20 protein-coding genes are annotated in these 16,459 nt (G+C 59.8%); all 20 read left to right on the forward strand.

Features of this window, described 5'->3' with window-relative positions:
- Nucleotides 1-3: 3 nt before the first annotated feature.
- The 20 genes from J5274_RS06620 (at nt 4) to J5274_RS06715 (ending at nt 16,457) form a co-directional block, all read left to right on the forward strand.
- Nucleotides 4-243 carry a hypothetical protein gene (locus J5274_RS06620; protein WP_219274851.1) on the forward strand — a complete coding sequence of 80 codons (240 nt, stop codon included), beginning with the start codon at nt 4-6 and terminating at the stop codon, nt 241-243.
- Between the two features lie 62 nt (nt 244-305).
- Nucleotides 306-626: an HNH endonuclease gene (locus tag J5274_RS06625; protein WP_219274852.1), complete on the forward strand. Its 321-nt coding sequence runs from the start codon at nt 306-308 to the stop codon at nt 624-626.
- Nucleotides 627-914: 288 nt separating this feature from the next.
- Nucleotides 915-1,403: a hypothetical protein gene (locus J5274_RS06630; protein ID WP_219274853.1), complete on the forward strand. Its 489-nt coding sequence runs from the start codon at nt 915-917 to the stop codon at nt 1,401-1,403.
- Nucleotides 1,403-3,097 carry a terminase large subunit gene (locus J5274_RS06635; protein ID WP_219274854.1) on the forward strand — a complete coding sequence of 565 codons (1,695 nt, stop codon included), beginning with the start codon at nt 1,403-1,405 and terminating at the stop codon, nt 3,095-3,097. Before J5274_RS06630 ends, J5274_RS06635 begins: the two co-directional genes overlap by 1 nt.
- Nucleotides 3,097-3,300, forward strand: a complete 204-nt coding sequence (locus tag J5274_RS06640; protein WP_219274855.1) for a hypothetical protein — start codon at nt 3,097-3,099, stop codon at nt 3,298-3,300. The genes J5274_RS06635 and J5274_RS06640 overlap by 1 nt, the downstream gene beginning before the upstream one ends.
- Nucleotides 3,300-4,625, forward strand: a complete 1,326-nt coding sequence (locus tag J5274_RS06645; protein ID WP_219274856.1) for a phage portal protein — start codon at nt 3,300-3,302, stop codon at nt 4,623-4,625. Before J5274_RS06640 ends, J5274_RS06645 begins: the two co-directional genes overlap by 1 nt.
- On the forward strand, nt 4,622-5,734 hold the full coding sequence (locus J5274_RS06650) for a S49 family peptidase (protein WP_219274857.1): 1,113 nt from the start codon (nt 4,622-4,624) through the stop codon (nt 5,732-5,734). The genes J5274_RS06645 and J5274_RS06650 overlap by 4 nt, the downstream gene beginning before the upstream one ends.
- Nucleotides 5,735-5,838: 104 nt before the next feature.
- Nucleotides 5,839-7,179 (forward strand): phage major capsid protein, encoded by a 1,341-nt coding sequence (locus J5274_RS06655; RefSeq protein ID WP_219274858.1) that lies wholly within the window; start codon nt 5,839-5,841, stop codon nt 7,177-7,179.
- Nucleotides 7,180-7,249: 70 nt separating this feature from the next.
- On the forward strand, nt 7,250-7,735 hold the full coding sequence (locus J5274_RS06660; protein ID WP_219274859.1) for a hypothetical protein: 486 nt from the start codon (nt 7,250-7,252) through the stop codon (nt 7,733-7,735).
- 80 nt (nt 7,736-7,815) lie between these two features.
- On the forward strand, nt 7,816-8,424 hold the full coding sequence (locus tag J5274_RS06665; protein ID WP_219274860.1) for a Rho termination factor N-terminal domain-containing protein: 609 nt from the start codon (nt 7,816-7,818) through the stop codon (nt 8,422-8,424).
- Between the two features lie 6 nt (nt 8,425-8,430).
- The gene (locus tag J5274_RS06670; RefSeq protein ID WP_219274861.1) at nt 8,431-9,096 is read left to right on the forward strand and encodes a hypothetical protein; all 666 of its coding nucleotides are present in this window, start codon (nt 8,431-8,433) and stop codon (nt 9,094-9,096) included.
- A gap of 1 nt (nt 9,097) precedes the next feature.
- Nucleotides 9,098-9,469, forward strand: a complete 372-nt coding sequence (locus J5274_RS06675; protein WP_219274862.1) for a hypothetical protein — start codon at nt 9,098-9,100, stop codon at nt 9,467-9,469.
- Nucleotides 9,470-9,483: 14 nt separating this feature from the next.
- A complete protein-coding gene (locus tag J5274_RS06680) occupies nt 9,484-9,717 on the forward strand; it encodes a hypothetical protein (protein WP_219274863.1) in 234 nt (77 codons plus the stop codon).
- Between the two features lies 1 nt (nt 9,718).
- Nucleotides 9,719-10,384 carry a hypothetical protein gene (locus J5274_RS06685; RefSeq protein ID WP_219274864.1) on the forward strand — a complete coding sequence of 222 codons (666 nt, stop codon included), beginning with the start codon at nt 9,719-9,721 and terminating at the stop codon, nt 10,382-10,384.
- Entirely contained in the window at nt 10,384-10,809 is a 426-nt protein-coding gene (locus tag J5274_RS06690; protein WP_219274865.1) for a hypothetical protein, read from the forward strand. Before J5274_RS06685 ends, J5274_RS06690 begins: the two co-directional genes overlap by 1 nt.
- A 19-nt stretch (nt 10,810-10,828) precedes the next feature.
- The gene (locus tag J5274_RS06695) at nt 10,829-11,068 is read left to right on the forward strand and encodes a hypothetical protein (protein WP_219274866.1); all 240 of its coding nucleotides are present in this window, start codon (nt 10,829-10,831) and stop codon (nt 11,066-11,068) included.
- Between the two features lie 91 nt (nt 11,069-11,159).
- Nucleotides 11,160-12,092, forward strand: a complete 933-nt coding sequence (locus J5274_RS06700) for a phage tail tube protein (protein WP_219274867.1) — start codon at nt 11,160-11,162, stop codon at nt 12,090-12,092.
- Between the two features lie 129 nt (nt 12,093-12,221).
- Nucleotides 12,222-12,641 (forward strand): hypothetical protein, encoded by a 420-nt coding sequence (locus J5274_RS06705; protein ID WP_219274868.1) that lies wholly within the window; start codon nt 12,222-12,224, stop codon nt 12,639-12,641.
- A gap of 140 nt (nt 12,642-12,781) precedes the next feature.
- Nucleotides 12,782-12,994 (forward strand): hypothetical protein, encoded by a 213-nt coding sequence (locus J5274_RS06710; protein WP_219274869.1) that lies wholly within the window; start codon nt 12,782-12,784, stop codon nt 12,992-12,994.
- Complete coding sequence (locus tag J5274_RS06715) at nt 12,984-16,457, forward strand: phage tail tip lysozyme (protein ID WP_219274870.1); 3,474 nt, start codon at nt 12,984-12,986, stop codon at nt 16,455-16,457. Before J5274_RS06710 ends, J5274_RS06715 begins: the two co-directional genes overlap by 11 nt.
- The last annotated feature ends 2 nt before the right edge of the window (nt 16,458-16,459 follow it).

A 16,459-nucleotide genomic window follows, 5' to 3' on the forward strand; every position in this document is an offset into this window, starting at 1 on the left:
GCCATGTTCAGTTCTTTTGGATACCGACTGTTTGACTGCATGATTGCGGCAATTGGCATCGTTGCCTCCGCGATCGAGCTTCTTGCGCGCGCCTTCCTGCGTGTCGACTACGGCTATGCGTGGCGCGCGATGCGCGAGGTCGGCGTCGCCTCCTACCGCGACGTCGTCGGCCTCCATCCCGTCTACCGCGAAAGCTACGAGACCCATGGCCTCAGCCTCCAGCGCCGACGATACGGCGTCTGATCCGGCATCAAGCATCAACAGCATAGGGCGATCCGCAAGGGTCGCCTTCTTCGTTTAAAGGTATGGGCAAGCTGAAGACTATCTCGATAACACTGCGCTGCATCGATGCGCGCACGGTCAAGGTGCCAACCAAGCAGCGCGGTAGCGATCTGTATGTCAGCAAGGACTGGCACACGTTGCGCGATGGGCTGATCGCCAAGCGCGGTCGTAGGTGCGAGCGTTGTGGCAGAACGAAGACGCGGATCTTCGGCGATCATATCGTCGAGCTTCAGGATGGCGGTGCACCGCTCGACGAGACTAACGTCGAGCTCCTCTGCGGATCGTGCCATACCGAAAAGACGGCTGCGGCCCGAGCAAAGCGGTTGGCTCAGCGGTACTCATAGGCAACCAAGGTCGGTAAGGGGGTAGGGGTTCAAATCTCTAGCCGGGGCTTAGGGTCCCGACCGCATAGGTCTCATTCGCAGGTTTTTTTTCGGCCAATCGGAATTTTCAGCAACCGTAGCCAGTCATGAAACGATTGCCTGACTTCGGGATCGCAGCCGCTTTGGCCTAAGCGCCGAATTTCATTTGCTTTTTTCAGTGCAAGCTTTTGCGCTGATATGATCGCCACCCACTCGCACCAGAAAATGCGGGTATTTGTTTACGTTTCGCGGAGAGCGGAAATTCAGACCGTGACGAAGAGCTTCGACCTGTTCGGAGATCCCATACCGGAAGGCTTCGGCAAGCGAGGTCGGCCTCCGCACGTCGTGACGGCCGCGACCAAGGCGAAGGTCATCCTGCTGATGGCGATCGGTCGCAAGGATTACGAGATCGCGCTCGCGCTCGGGATCTCGGAACCGACCCTCCGCAAAAACTATCGCGAGCAGCTTCGGTCGCGTGAAGAAGCCAAGTTCAAGCTCGAGGCATCCCGCCTGCTCAAACTCTATGAGCAGGTTGAGGAAGGCAACGTTGCTGCGATCAAGGAAATGGGCAAAGTCCAGGAACGCGCCGAGATCGACAGCGGCCCTTATGCGCAGCGCCAGGCGAAGGTCACGAAGGCGGAGAAGCCGGCCAAGATCGGGAAGAAGGAGCAGGCCAATATCGACGCCCGGTCGCCGGACGCCGACAGCGCCATGGGTAGACTGATTGCCGCCCGCCAGCAGAAGCAGTCCCTCAATTGATGTGGGACTTGTCTTGCGTCGACTGGGAAGATCGTATCCGCGCATGCGAGCCGATCATCCCGACCGACCTGCCGCTCTATGAAGATGAGGCGGAAATGGCCGTCGCGTTCTTCGACAACCTGCGGCTTCCGGATGTCCCCGGCCAGCCGCTCATGCGTGACGCCGCCGGCGACTGGTATCGGGACATCGTCCGTGCCGTTTTCGGCGCGCGTGATCCTGAGACCAACGTGCGGATGATCCGTGAACTGTTCGCGTTGGTGCCTAAAGGTCAGTCGAAGACGACCTACAGCGCCGGGCTGATGATCGTTGGGCTTCTGATGAACATCCGGGCCCGAGCCGAGATCCTCTTCGTCGGTCCGACGCAGGCGATCGCCGAACTTGCCTACAGCCAAGCGGTCGGCATGATCGAGGCTGATCCGGACTTGAAAAAGCGGTTCCATGCGATCGAGAACATGAAGGCGATCGTCGACCTGACGAACAAGGCCAAGATCAAGGTCAAGACCTTTGACCTCAAGATCCTGACCGGGACGCGGCCAATCATGGTCCTTCTCGACGAGCTGCATCTGCTCGGACGTAACCCGCATGCGACGAAGGTTATTCGCCAGCTGCGCGGAGGGTTGGAGAAGAACCCGGAAGGGCTGCTGATGATCGTGACGACGCAGAGCGATTCACCGCCTGCCGGCGCGTTTTTGGAAGAGCTGACAACGGCGCGCAAGATCCGCGACGGCAAGTACAAGGGCAAGATCGTGCGCGCGATGCTACCTGTCCTTTACGAATTTCCAGACGAGATCGCCCGCGACCCGACGAAATGGGCCGATCCGGAAAACTGGAACATGGTTATGCCGAACCTCGGCCGATCCATGTGGCTCGAAAGCCTGATCAAGGACTGGGAAGCCGAAAGAGACAAAGGCCAGGCGGCCATTCGGATCTGGGCGTCGCAGCACCTCAATATTGAGATCGGACTTGGTCTCAAGGGTGATGCTTGGCCCGGCGCCGAGTTCTGGGAGCGCCAGGTAGATGAGAAGATCGACCTGCAGTACATGCTCGACAATTGCGAGGTCATTGTTCCTGGCCTTGATGGCGGCGGCCTCGATGACCTTTACGGATTGACACTCGTCGGCAGAGAGAAACTCACGAAAGACTGGATCAGCTGGTCGCATGCGTGGTGTCACAACAGCGTGCTCGAGCGCCGACAGACGATTGCGCCAACCCTGCAAGATTTCGCGAAAGCCGGCTTGCTGACGATTGTTGACGACAAGCTCGACGACATCTCAGCGATTGTCGCAATCATCTCCACGATCAAGGCTGTTGGGCTGCTCGCCTGCGTCGCGGCCGACCCTGCGGGCCTTGGCGAGACGGTCGAGGCACTGGATAGCATCGGGATCACGCAGGAAAACGAACTTCTAGTCGGCATTCCGCAAGGGTTCGCCCTGATGAACGCGATCAAGACGACCGAGCGGAAGCTTGCAAACGGCACCATGCGCCATGCTAATTCCGCCCTGATGGATTGGTGTATCAGCAACCTCAAGATTGAGCCGACCGCGACCGCAATCCGGGCGACGAAGCAGAATGCCGGCGACGCCAAGATCGACCCGGCCATGGCGCTGTTCAATGCTGTGCTGATCATGACCAAAAATCCGGAGCCAAAGAAAACCGGTTCCATCTATGAAAAACGTGGACTGAGGATAGCCTGATGGTTGATAGACCGCCGCGTGAGCGCACCGCCGACAGCGCCTTGAAGGTCGATGCGCAGACGATCCGGGAAATCATCGGATTTGCCGGTGCGGCTCTGTCGGGATACGGCGCATGGCTTGCATACCCGCCCGCTGGCTTCATGGTCGGCGGCGGTATCCTTGTGGGGCTTGCCGTGATCGGCACGCTTTGCGGTGGCAAATAATGGGCCTCTTCTCCGCCATTCTGGGTGGTGGCTTTCGGGCGTCGCAAGACGAGTCGTCCGACCCACTTTACCTCGATGACCATGACGATCGTTGGTTCAGCGGCGATCTCAATCTTGCAAGCAATTCCGGACGGCGGGTATCAGTCGACGGCTCATTGCGCGTTTCCGCTGCCTATGCCTGCATCGCGCTGCTCTCCAAGACAGTGGCTACCCTGCCGCTGCGCATGTATCGCAAGGATCCACAGACTGGGCGCCGGTTCGAGGCACCCGAGCATCCGCTAAACGATCTCCTGGAACACCAGCCGAATGGCTGGCAGTCGGCATGGGACTTCAAGGCGATGATGATGGGGCACCTGGCCTTGCGTGGGAACGGTTATGCAGAAATCATTCCGGGTCCACGCGGTTTTGCCGACCGGCTCGAACCGATCCATCCTGATCGCGTCCTCGCAGAACGTATGCCGGACTATTCGATCCGTTATGTCGTTTCCGATCCCATGAAGGGAACGCGGATCCTATTGCAGGATGAGATGTTCCACTTGCGCAGCCATATGGCGCCCAGCGGCCTCGTCGGTATCAGCCCAATCTCCTATGCGAAGGAAACCATTGGTCTTGCGCTCGCGGCCGAAGAGCATGGATCACGAATGTTCTCGAACGGCGCACGCCCCTCCGGCGTCGTCAGCATCAAGGACGAGATGAGCGACGCCGCATTCGAGCGATTCAAAGCCCAATGGAACCAGATGTTCGTCGGCCTGCAGAACAGCGGCAAGACGCCTATTCTGGAGCAGGGTGCCGAGTTCAAGTCGATCAGCATGAACGCCGAGGAGGCGCAGTTCATCCAGAGTCGTGAATTCTCGATCGAGGAAATCGCCCGCTGGTTCGACGTCCCACTCGTTCTTCTACACCACATGACCAAGACAAGCTCATGGGGTACGGGCGTCGAGGCCATCATGCTGGCGTTTGTGCGCAACAACCTGATGCCTTGGCTATCGTGCTGGACATCTGCCGTCCGTCGCGACCTCATCCTCGCGCCGAACATCTACGAGGCGCAGTTCGACGTTGATTCGCTGATCCGCGGGGATTCGAAGGCGCAGACCGACTTCTACTCCCGTCTGGTCCTCAACGGCATTTTGACCCGGAACGAAGCGCGCGAGGCGCTCGGTTACAATCCGATCGACGGCTTGGACGAGCCGTTGGTACCGACCAACACGACAACTCCCGACAATATGCCGGTCCACAATTCGGCAAATTCATTCGATGACCGGATCGGCCACAACGGCGGTCCTGCCATCGACGAGGAAGATATGTTTTCGGAGCAAGACAAATGACAAGGTTTCCGCATCTTCGTGCCGCGATCGTGCAGCAGCCGTGGGCCATCATGCCAGACCGGCTCGAGGCGATCGCGGAAGTGGTTGAACGGCGTGCCGAGGGCATACGCCTTTCGGCGGAAGAAATTGCGAGCATCAAGGGCGAACGTCGCCCGAACGGTGTAGCGTCTTACTTCGATGCAACGACGCTGGCCGCGATCGACATGTCAGCTGCAGCGTTGCCGAATGGATCCGCGCCGGCCGCAAGCGTGATTGCGGTGATTTCGTTTTTTGGGATCGTTGCGCAGCATGCGTCGCAGGTCGACGATATCAGCGGCCCGGGCGGCACTTCCACGGAACGTGTCGGCAATAGCTTTCGGGCAGCTCTGAACGATCCATCGGTCAAGGCTATCGTCATCAACTTCGACAGCCCTGGTGGCAACGTCAACGGTGTGCAGGTGCTGGCCGATGATATCTTCAATGCGCGCGGCCAAAAGCCGGTGATCGCCCAGGTCAACAGTCTTTGCGCATCGGCAGCCTATTGGGTCGCGGCCTCCTGCGACGAGATCGTGATGACTCCCGGCGCCATGGCGGGCTCGATCGGTGTCTACACGCTGCACCAGGATGTCTCGCGCGCTGTCGATGCCGCCGGCCTTGCGTTCACCTTCATCTCGGCAGGCAAATACAAGGTCGAAGGGAACTGCTTCGAGCCCCTGTCCGACGAGGCAGCGCAGGCAGCTCAGTCGCAGGTGGATGCGTTCTACGGCGATTTTGTCTCCGCAGTTGCCAGGGGTCGTGGGGTTTCGGTTTCCGATGTCACGGGCGGCTTCGGCGAAGGACGTGTCGTCAAGGACAAACAGGCCGTCAAGGCCGGCATGGCGGACCGTGTCGATACGCTTGACGGTACGATCCGCCGCCTGTCCGGCGCCAAAAAGGCGTCCGGCAATAAGGCCGAGGTGATTGAAAGCGCCGCTGTCCATGCGACGGCCGAGGATGGGGCTGAAATCGCCGAGCCCATTGACGTCTCCATCGCAGCAAGCGTCGAGGAAGACGCCAATGCAAACGCGGAAAGCGACGCGTTTCGCCGTCGCCGCCATGCGCACCGTCTAAGATCCGGCCACCACGCCTGATCCGGGACCCCTGAAAAATTCCCTTTGCGCCCCACGCCCCGCCGGGACCGTGGGCAGACTCTAGCGCCCACTCCCGGCCTACCAAACCCATGGAGCATGAACTCATGAGCATCAAAGCATTTCGCCAGCGTCGCGCCGATCTCGTCCGCGAAGCCCAGGCTATTTTCGACATCGCAGCCTCGGAAAACCGCAACCTGACGGCGGCCGAGGCAACGCGCGACGACTCCATCTCGGCAGAACTTACCGAGATCGATGCAAATATCGAGCGTGCCGAGCGGCAGATGGATCGTCAGCGCGCCGTCGGCAACGCCGGCGAAGACGGTAATCAGCACGCCGATCGCTCCGGAAGCGCGCGGGACGGCAATGCGCGCTTCTCCTCGCTCGGAGAGCAGATGCTGGCCGTCGTCCGTGCCGGTCATCCGGACCATCGCGTCATGGACCCGCGCCTGATGGTTGCTCCGAGCGCCGGCCCGACCGGCATGTCGGAGGGCATCGCAGCCGACGGCGGCTTCCTCGTGCAGACGGACTTCGCCAACGACCTGCTCCAGAACACCTATGAGGGCGGCGAGATCGCCAGCCGTATCATGCGCATTCCGATCGGCGCCAACTCCAACGGCATCAGCATGAACGGTGTCGACGAAACGAGCCGCGCCAATGGCTCGCGCTGGGGCGGCGTGCAGGCTTTCTGGACCGGCGAAGCGCAGCTGAAGCTTGCATCCCGTCCGAAGTTCCGTCGCATCCGCATGGACCTCGATAAGCTGACCGGTCTCTGCTACGCGACCGACGAGCTGCTGCAGGACAGCACGGCGCTGGCTGCCTGGCTCTACCAGGCTTTCTCGGACGAATTCCTGTTCAAAATCGAGGACGCCATCGTCAACGGCTCCGGCGCCGGTATGCCGCTCGGCTTCCTTAACAGCGGTGCGGTCATTACCGTTCCGAAGGAAACCAACCAGGTATCGGCCACGATCGTTGCGGAAAACATCTTCAACATGTGGGCGCGCATGCCGGCGCGCTCGCGCAAGAATGCCGTCTGGATCGTCAACCAAGACGTCGAGCCGCAGCTCTACCAGTTCAACGTCAAGATCAAGAACGTCGCCGGCACGGAAAACGTCGGCGGTATTGCCGCGCCGCAGATCATGTTTACACCGGCCGGCCAGGGGGGCAATCAGTATGCCACGCTGATGGGTCGCCCGATCATCCCCGTCGAGTATGCAGCAACGCTCGGCACGGCCGGCGACATCATGCTCGTCGATCTGACGCAGTACCTCGCGATCGACAAGGGTCCGATGGAGGCCGCATCCTCCATTCACGTCCGCTTCATCTATGACGAGACCTGCTTCCGCTTCGTCTACCGGTTCAACGGTCAGCCGATCTGGTCCGTGCCGATGACGCCCTACAAGGGAACGAAGACTCAGAGCCCGTTCATCGCGCTCCAGACGCGCTGAATTCATCTTCGATACGGCAGACCCGACCTGCCGTCTTTCTCAATCCGGTTCCTAGAAAGGAAAGCGTGCAATGACTCGTGTTACTCTCCCTCAGCAGATGAAGGTGGTCGAGGCGCTCGCGCCTGCCGCCGACGCCGCCGGCCGCAGCTCCGACATCGTGTCGCTGAAACATGCCGGTAAGGTCTACATCGTCGTCTCTCTCTCGCAGGGCAATGCGGCGACCGTCGCCCTGACCCTGATGCAGGCGCAGGATGTATCGGGCACCGGTGCCAAGGCCGTCGCCAATGCCGTGCCGATCTGGGCAAATCTCGACACGTCCATCTCGGATACGTTGATCCGCCGCACCGACGCGGTCAGCTACACCACTGACGCCGGCGTCAAGAACAAGCAGGTTATCTTCGAGATCGATCCGGTCAATCTCGATTTCAACAACGGCTTCGACTGCGTGTACTTCACGACGGGCGCGTCGAACGCTGCCAATATCACGGCGGCGCTCTTCATCCTGGCTGACCTGCGTTACCAGCAGGAAACGCCGCCGAGCGCGATCATCGACTGATCCAGGTTCATGCCTGATGTCGCCGGGCAAGATGTCCGGCGACACCTTTTTCATCTCATTTCCCACTTGAGGTTAGTGCCATGTATGTGAGACAGCTGATCGGCCGCGAAGCCGGAAACATCATTGTGATGCCCTATTCGGCGGCGACGTCCTGTCTCGCCATGGGTACTGTCGCAGAGGTCACCGATGAAGAAATCGAGGCTGCAGGCCTCGAGGTCGAGGTGTTCTCGGCAAATCTCCCGGACGCGCTCCCGCATGGCTTCCGTGTCGAGGCGCTGCCCGAGGGTGGCTTCGACCTCTATGATCCAGGCGGCGTAAACCTGAGTGCCGATATCAGCCTTCCGAACATGGTCGCGGCCCGCGACTATGCTCATTCCATCGTAAATCCCGTGGATGCGGCGCCAACGCTGGCGCTTCCCGCGCCGACGGCATTCGACAAGCTGAGCAAGGCCGAACTGCTGCAGGTCGCCGAAAGCGCCCATGTCGAGGTTCCAGCCTCCGCCAAGAAGGCCGACATCATCGCTGCCCTGATCGACGCCTGCATCAATGCGCCGGAAGACGTGTCCGCTGCTACTGGCGGCGAAGATCAGTCCGGCGCTGAAGGTGGTGGCGACGCTGCGGAAGGTGCGGCGGACGGCGATGCCATCGAAGCCGCAAGCGAGCCCGACTCCAAAGAAGCGCAGGCGTAACGAAATATGGGCCGCAACTCTCCCAGGAGCACGCTCGTCATCACGACGCCAGCGCCGGCGCTCACGCTTCTGACCGAAGAAGAGCGCCGCGACGCGGCCGGTCTCGAGCCAAGCGACACGAGCAAGGATGCGGCGCTTCTCCTGCTCGATCAGCGGGTCGCCGCAGCTATCTGCTCGGCCTGCAACATTGCTGTCGGGAGCGGTGGCGAGCCCACATTGCGCAAAGAGACGCTGACTGAAACGTTTTATGGCGTGCATGCAGGCCAGCTTATCCTGGCCCGCCGCCATGATGTCTTGATCACGTCCATCTCGGACTGCGGGCAGGATCTGACGGAGGACGATTACATCGTCGATCCGGAGTCCGCGATGGTAGCCAGGATGCGGTCCGGCTGCGAAGCCCTCTGGCATAGCTCGAAAATCGTCGTCGTTTACAAGGCAGGCTTTGAGACAGTCCCGGGCGACCTGAAGTTTGCGGCAATGGATTTCATGCGCTCATCATGGCTTGCCAAGAATCGCGATCCCTTCGTGAAGCGCGAGCAGACGGACGTCTTCGAAGTTCAGAGCACGACAAAGGAATACTGGGTTGGCTCCATCCCCGGCCAGGCAAACGAGGGTGCTGTTCCCGATATCGTTGCCGGCCAGCTGAAGCGCTTCCGGAATTTCAGGGTCTGAGATGCTGACTCCAGAAAAGATCATTGCTGACCTCGACGCCTTCCTTCTTGAAACCGGGGAAGACATTGTCGTGCGCCGCGTTGTAGCAAACATCAAGACCGATGTCGCATGCCGCGCGCGCGCCAGAGGTGTCAGTGCAAAAAAGGTCGTCGGCACGATCGCGGCGACCGACCTCGAGGTGATCATTTCGCCGACGCAGATCCTGGCGGCGGGATGGCCCGGAGAGGCGCCGCAGGATGGTGCTGCCGATCCGCGCATTCCGCGCATCAACGACTATGTGCTCGTCAAGGGCAAGCAGCGGCAGGTCAAGTTTTCGGACCCGATCTTCGTCGGCAATGAGTGGGTGCGCTGCAATCTGGTGGTCGCCGGCTGATGCGGATCTCGGCGTTGCAGAGCGATCCGGGGTATGCGGCTTATGCCGAACTTCGCTGGGCGCGACGGGGGTTTTCCATCCTGTTGTTCGGCGTTCATGTGCATGACGTCATCACGGCCGACGAGGAAGAGGGCGTCGTCGTCAAGTGCCTGCGCGATCCCATCTCCGGCCGATACATCGTCGATCACAGCACGGGCATCGGCCTACAGTTCAAGCTGCGCGGGCCTGTGCAGATCCTGGTAAAATAGCATGGCGTCGTCGTTCGAGATCTTTGATCGTGAATTGAAGCTGGCAACGCAGGATTTCGAGCCGGCGGTGCTGCAGAAGGCGCTGGCGACTTTTGCCAAGCAGAGCGTTTCGGAGCTGATCTCTTCGGGGCAGGCCACCGACAACTACGTTCGCTATGTCAACGGCCGCCAGGGCGTGGCGGAAGAGATGGTCGAGCTTCCCGGCCCGATCGTCTACGAATTCGCGCTCTGGGATTCGGTGATCAAGTTCGCGCTCAACGAATTGCGCTCGCGCTCGCCGGTCAAGTCCGGACGCTTCCGGGATTCGTTCATCGTGCTGGCCGACCAGAAGATCGTGACGGACTATGACGCGATCGGCGCGGGCGCCGAGGTGATCATCACCAACTTCCAGCCGTACATCCGCAAGGTGGAGGCCGGCGTGATCGGCAAGGGCAAGCGCAACCAGGTGTTCGACGCGGCCAAGCGCGTGACCGCAAGCGCCTTCGGATCGGGCGGAAGTCGCAATTCGGCTGGTGCCTTCACGTTCGAGACCAAGTGGCTGAACGTCGCCTCGGGCGTCCATGCCGGTATGCCGTACATCCTCAAAGGTTCGCAGGGGCGCCGCAAGGGTCGGCAGTCCGGCGATCCTATCACCTATCCCGCAATCGTCATCAACCAGGCGTTCTGATGTCATCTCCCGCGACCTACGATTCGTTTCATGACCGGCTGGTCGATGCGTGGACGGCGACGCCGCTGCGCTTCGAGAACGAAGATTGCCAGGACCTGATCGACAGCAACGTTGAGGCCTTCGTTTACGTCGAGATCTACGGCGACACCTACAATCAGGAAAGCGTCGGTGCGCCTGGCGAAAACATGTTCCTTGAGCAGGGTGTGACCTACATGCATGTGATGGTTCCCTCCATGCAGGGCAGCCGCCAAGCGCGCGTCTATGCCAATCAGCTGCTCAACCTGTTTCGCGAGCAGCCGATCGGACAGCTGTTCATGCCGCAGCTGTCGATCGGCGCCGGTGACCCTGGCGGCAACTTCCCGAACTATTTCTCAATCGCCGCGACGATCACCTGGTATCGCCGCGACATCACCAACCTCGGCTAAGGCCGTCAGGAGGCTCCCCATGAAGATGTTTCTTCCGACCGTATCCTTCACCTTTCCCGAAGGCAGCATCACCCGCTTCGAGGCGGGCATCATGTCGCTGCCCATCACGGATGAGGAAGCGGATCTGCTGGAGGCCAAGGGGCTCGGGACAGCCAATGCGGTGGGCGCCACAGACGCGCAGCCTGCTCCGGCGGAGGTGCCCGCGTCCGAGCCCGTCCAGGCAACTGAAGTCACCGAGGGCGGTCAGTCCGAAATCTGAATTCCGGCCTAGCCGGTCGCCGAAAACGAGCCTTCGGCAAGCTCGCCCGGCCCGTCACTGACGCGCCAAGCCCTTAGATGGAGCCTATATCATGACCGTATCAGACGGCTCACAGGTACGCCTTGCCGACATCTCCGAGGTGACGATCGGCACGACCCCCGCCACGCCGGCCTTCCAGATCATGCGCTACCTGACTGCCGACGTGCGCATCAACAAGCAGACCGATATCCCGAACGAAGTCCGCGCCGATCGCAACGTCGCATCTATCGTCGACGTCGGTCGCTCGGTGCAGGGCACGATCAATTGCGATCTGTCCTACGGCACGTTCGATACGTGGCTGGAGCGCCTGCTCTGCTCGGCGTGGGCAACCGATGTGCTGAAGAACGGCATTATCCAGAAGGCATCGACCCTGGAATTCTTCTATGAGCAGGGTGCCACGGATACCTATGTTCGGTATCAGGGTTGCCGGATCAATACGCTTGCGATGAACCTGCAGGCGCGCCAGCCGATTACTGCGAACTGGGGTATCATGGGTATCCGTTCGCCGACCCCGACGACAGCGATCATCGCCGGTGCCACCTATACCGATCCCACGACGACGCCGGTCATGAATGCCGGCCTCAACGTCGCTAACTTGGCGCTGACGGGTATCGCGAGCTCGCCGATGATCCGGTCGATGTCGATCAACATCACAAACAACATCTACCAGAACGATGTGGTCGGGGCCTATGAGCCATACAGCCATGGCCTCGGTCGCTTCGAACTGACGGGGTCGCTCGAGACCTATTTCGAGAACCTCGATGCCTACCAGGCAATCCTCAGCCATTCCGATGTTGGTATCTCGTTCACGGTCGGGAATGCGACCGGCCAGAAATACACCTTCGCCTTTCCGAAGGTGAAGCTGATGGACGGCGGCCCCGGCGCGCCTGGCAACGGCCAAGCCGTGATGATGACCGTTCCATTCCAGGCCTATTACGACGCGACGAGTGCGGCTTCGCTCTCGATCACACGTAACGTCGCCTAGGTGAAATCGGCGTCCCGACAGAGTTGACGCCTCAGAGGCTGACGGATCTTTCGAGTTCTGTCGGCAAACCGGGAAGCAGGATCGTCGGGAGCCTGCTTCCCACCCATCCCGACAATCAAAGGTAATCCAATGACTATCAAGCTACGCTCAGTTGCTGCCGACGTCGCCCAGGAAAAGAAGGGTATCTGGATCTCCTCCGCCGATCTTCCTGGTGTCGACTTCCTGGTCTCGTCGCTCTATTCTCCGGAATACGAGACGGCGCGAGACCTTTTGCTTCAGCGCCTTGGCGCGCAGTTCAAGGGCGCGACCGTGCCGACCGAGATCCTGCTTCCTCGCCTGGGCACCCTCTATGCGGAGCATCTGCTCCATGGATGGCGTGGGTTCGACGAGGAATACAGCCGCGAGGTCGCTGCGGAGATCCTGGGGCAGTTCCAGTATCGCGATATCATCAAGGCCGTCGAGTGGTGCGCCGGTCAGGTGACCCGGATCAATTTCCAGTTCGTGGATAAAGACGCGGGAAACTCCGGAAAGCCTTCCGCGCGCGCATAAGGAAGGCAAAGCCGGCGCTGCAAGGATGGCTTGCCGAACTTGCCGCCGAAAACCCGGATAAACGCTGGCTGCAGCCGGTAGCCGAGAGAGACTATGATCCGGAAGCCTGGCACAACTTATATTTCAGGGCATTCGATGCTTTGCAATATGAGCGATTTATAGGGTCCTTCGGTGGCGAGGGGCCGATCTACTACACGGCCATCAGCGCTTACGCCCGGGATCATGGGATCGTAGGCGATGACCTGAAACTCTTTCACATCTTCATCAATGCGGTCGACGCAGAGTACCTCGCCATTTCGGCCGAGGATGCAAAGCGGCGTGCCGACGCGGAGAAAAAGACCGGTGGCAGATAATAGCCAGACAAGAACGCTGCGCGTGACGCTCGACGGCGATTCTTCGGGTTACGTCAAGGCGATAAGCGACAAGGTTGCAGCCGACAAAGCTGCGACCGCGTCGAATAGCGCCTTCGCGGGAAGCTCTCAGCTTGCCGCTGCCGCCGCCCTGTCGTCCAGCCAAAAAATCACCAGTGCAGCTGACGGCGTCGAGCGCCTTAGGCGTACGTTGATTGCCGGATATTCGGCGACGGCGGATTTTCAGAAGGGGCTGGGTAATATTTCGCGGGCGCTTGATACCGGACGGTTTTCGACAGATGAGGCCGTCGCTTCGCTCGAAGGGCTCTATCGTAAATACGGCCAAATGGCCGATTCATCGAAACTGGCGGCGACCAATCAGACAGCGCTTGCCAAGGCGGTTGATCAGGCAAACTCCAAGATCCAGGCACAGCAGAAACTGCAGCCGGCCAATAACAACGTCAATCATTACCAGGCGCTGAGCGTCGCCTATCAGGCGCAAGACACGATCGTTCAAGCCGTCGGCGGCACCAACCCGGCAGTCATCGGGCTGCAGCAGGGAACTCAGCTTTCCAGCGCGTTGGCCGGACAGGGAGGCAAGCAAGCGCTGGCAACGCTAGGTACCGGTCTTTTGTCGCTCATAAATCCCGTCAGTCTCCTATCGGTCGGCTTTGTTGCTGCCGGTGCTGCGGCTATCCAGTTCGGGTCGAGAGCGATCCAGCCGGTGAAGACGCTCGATGATGCTATCAAGGCGCATTCCGATAACATTGATCTGCTGCGCAAGCGCTATGGAGAACTGGCCGACCAGATCAAGGTCTCTTCCTCGCTCTCGGGTTCTGGCTTTCTCGATGCGAACATTCGCGCCAACGAGCAGATCCTGCGTGCGGTATCGCGGCAGGAAGAGAAGAAATACGTCACGACGCTCCAGTCGAGTGCCGGCATGGCCGGCTACCTGCCGTTTTCATCGACGAATATCCAGCCAAAGGCGCTGACGGGCCTGACCGGTGGTCTTGCCGATTTTCAGCAGCCTGTCGACGCTCTGCTGAGTTCGATCCGTCAGGGCAATCCCGACCTTAAGCAGTTTCAGTCGTCAGTCGATCAGACGTTCAACAAATTGCTCGGCTCGTCGGAAAACCCCGATAACCTGGCGCGGTCGGCCGATGCTGTAAAGCTATTGGGCCAGAGCTTTCTGACTGCGGCGGGTTCGATCAAGGTACTTGGTGATGATGGAAAGGAGACGACGCAGTCTCTAGAGCCATTCTCGGCTGCAATCGCTCGTCTCAAGCTCGGATTGGCGGACAACTCGACCGATGCCTTTGGGCACTTTATCGAGGATGTAACGAAGGTCGGTCAAAGCCGGGGAATCCAGAACGTCGCAGACCAGGTCGTCGTGCTTGGTAAGGGCCTTATGGAACTGAACCAGCAGACGCGCGAACTGGACGCCAAAAAACTTGCCATCTTCAACAATATCGGTCCAAACGGTCAGTTGCTGTCGCAGGGCACGACCAACCAGAACGACATGGGCGAGTACGAGCTGTTCAAGTCTCGTCAGCGGATTTCCCTTCAGCGCTCTACGCAGTCGTTCGACGCGCAGGTCGCCGGCGTCAACGCCAGGTCGCCAGGTGAGCGGGCCGATGCGGCGCGCAAAAGTGCTGCGGCGCAGTACAACAATGACGAGACCCCGGCGCAGCGCAGCCAGCGCATAAACCAGGCCGGGCAACTTGCAGAGATCCAAGCTCAGAAGGCGCTCGCGGATGCGCAGCGCGATCGAAAGATGAACCTCGAAAAGACGGTCTCCGATCAGCAGATGGAGATCAACCTAATCGGTAAGACGGCAGGCGAGGCAGCAAAACTACGCCAGGAATATCAGCTGACCGAGCAGCTGCGCCAGGATGCTGCGAAAAATAATACTGAGGTCGATCAGAGGGAAATCGAACTCATCAAGCGGAAGTCGGACGAGCTCGGCAAGCTCACTGACCAATATAACAAGGCCAAGCTGACGAAAGACCTTAGCCTTGAGCGAGACCAGATCTTCCGCAGCCCACAAGATCAGCAGATTGCTTCGCGCCTCCAAGGCGCTGGATTGCCGATAGATATGCAATCAAGTGAAGCGAACCTCATTCGCCAGAACCTCAGAACCTCTGCGATCAAGGATAGTGTCACCGGTTTCATGAGTGACTTTCGTCAGCAGTTGGTCTCAAATGGCGGGAAGGTCGGCGAAGCCTTTGGTTCCTCACTAAAAAATGCAGCTCTGAGCGCGCTGTCGAAGATCGGCGATGACGCGGCGAACACGCTGAGTAATCTTGTCGTTCGACTGCTCACTGGTACGAGCGGTGGTGCAACATCGACTTCCTCACTTGCTTCGACAGGTGGTGGTTTGCTGGGCTCGATCTTCGGAGGAAAATCTTCAAGCGGATCTGGTATCGCGCAAGCCGCTAACGACAACTCGCCGGCAGCTGCCATCACAGGCGCTGGTGGCGTACAAGGTCAGGTCTGGAACTTCTTTGCTGGGAAGGGGCTGCAGCCGCACCAGATTGCCGGCATCATGGGCAATGTTGGCGCTGAGAGTGCGTTCAATCCGCTAGCAAAGGGCGACAATGGCAATGCGCTTGGTCTGTTTCAGTGGAACAGCCGTTCGCCGCAGCTGCTGAATTCGATCGGCGGACGTCAAAACCTCGGCGACGTCAATTCGCAGCTCAACTTTGCATGGAGCGAATTACAGGGCCCGGAAAATAAAGCGTTCAAGGCATTGATGTCCTCCAAGGACGTCGGTGGCGCAACGGCGGCGTTCGCAGGATTTGAGCGTCCAAAAGGCTTTACCTGGGCAAACCCGCAAGGAGCGGACAATTTTACGGGCCGGCTGAATGGCGCCGAAAACGCGTTGGGTAAGTTCGGTAGCACAGCGTCGCAGGCGACGCAGGGTGTCGGTCAGTTGGGTGCTGGTCTTAATCAGCTTGGCACAGGTCTAAGCCAGGCCGGCGGCTCATTGGCCAGTGGCGTCTCTGCCGGCGGCTCATCTGGTGGCGGCCTGTTTGGCTGGCTCGGCAACCTCTTCGGTGGCGGCACGAAAGGTTTTGATCTTGGTGCAGGAGCGACAGCGTATACTGGCGCAGCGCTTCCTGCATTTGCAAACGGTACAGACTTTTCTCCAGGTGGCGCTGCCATGGTCGGCGAAAACGGTCGCGAGCTTGTCAATTTGCCGCGTGGCTCGCAAGTGGTCCCCAACCACAAAACAGAAGCCATGATGCAGCGAGCAGCCAATTCGAACGGCGGTGGTGGCGGCGTGTCTGACGTCAATGTCGGCGTCACGGTCGACGACGATGGTAACCTGCAGGCCTACGTCAAGAAGGTCTCCAAGCGCCATGCCGATGATGCCGTCAACAGCGGCCTATTCAATTATAGCGAAGGCATGCGGCGGCAGGGTATCGGCACGATGAATGCAAGATATGCGTCGCAGAAGGGCTGATT

The organism is Rhizobium sp. L51/94 (assembly GCF_019355555.1).
In the GTDB taxonomy this organism is placed as follows: domain Bacteria; phylum Pseudomonadota; class Alphaproteobacteria; order Rhizobiales; family Rhizobiaceae; genus Rhizobium; species Rhizobium rhododendri.

Coding starts and splice junctions, on each gene's coding strand:
- J5274_RS06620 (WP_219274851.1), top strand. CDS start 4: ATGTTCAGTTCTTTTGGATACCGACTGTTTGACTGCATGATTGCGGCA.
- J5274_RS06625 (WP_219274852.1), top strand. CDS start 306: ATGGGCAAGCTGAAGACTATCTCGATAACACTGCGCTGCATCGATGCG.
- J5274_RS06635 (WP_219274854.1), top strand. CDS start 1,403: ATGTGGGACTTGTCTTGCGTCGACTGGGAAGATCGTATCCGCGCATGC.
- J5274_RS06640 (WP_219274855.1), top strand. CDS start 3,097: ATGGTTGATAGACCGCCGCGTGAGCGCACCGCCGACAGCGCCTTGAAG.
- J5274_RS06645 (WP_219274856.1), top strand. CDS start 3,300: ATGGGCCTCTTCTCCGCCATTCTGGGTGGTGGCTTTCGGGCGTCGCAA.
- J5274_RS06650 (WP_219274857.1), top strand. CDS start 4,622: ATGACAAGGTTTCCGCATCTTCGTGCCGCGATCGTGCAGCAGCCGTGG.
- J5274_RS06655 (WP_219274858.1), top strand. CDS start 5,839: ATGAGCATCAAAGCATTTCGCCAGCGTCGCGCCGATCTCGTCCGCGAA.
- J5274_RS06660 (WP_219274859.1), top strand. CDS start 7,250: ATGACTCGTGTTACTCTCCCTCAGCAGATGAAGGTGGTCGAGGCGCTC.
- J5274_RS06665 (WP_219274860.1), top strand. CDS start 7,816: ATGTATGTGAGACAGCTGATCGGCCGCGAAGCCGGAAACATCATTGTG.
- J5274_RS06670 (WP_219274861.1), top strand. CDS start 8,431: ATGGGCCGCAACTCTCCCAGGAGCACGCTCGTCATCACGACGCCAGCG.
- J5274_RS06675 (WP_219274862.1), top strand. CDS start 9,098: ATGCTGACTCCAGAAAAGATCATTGCTGACCTCGACGCCTTCCTTCTT.
- J5274_RS06685 (WP_219274864.1), top strand. CDS start 9,719: ATGGCGTCGTCGTTCGAGATCTTTGATCGTGAATTGAAGCTGGCAACG.
- J5274_RS06690 (WP_219274865.1), top strand. CDS start 10,384: ATGTCATCTCCCGCGACCTACGATTCGTTTCATGACCGGCTGGTCGAT.
- J5274_RS06695 (WP_219274866.1), top strand. CDS start 10,829: ATGAAGATGTTTCTTCCGACCGTATCCTTCACCTTTCCCGAAGGCAGC.
- J5274_RS06700 (WP_219274867.1), top strand. CDS start 11,160: ATGACCGTATCAGACGGCTCACAGGTACGCCTTGCCGACATCTCCGAG.
- J5274_RS06705 (WP_219274868.1), top strand. CDS start 12,222: ATGACTATCAAGCTACGCTCAGTTGCTGCCGACGTCGCCCAGGAAAAG.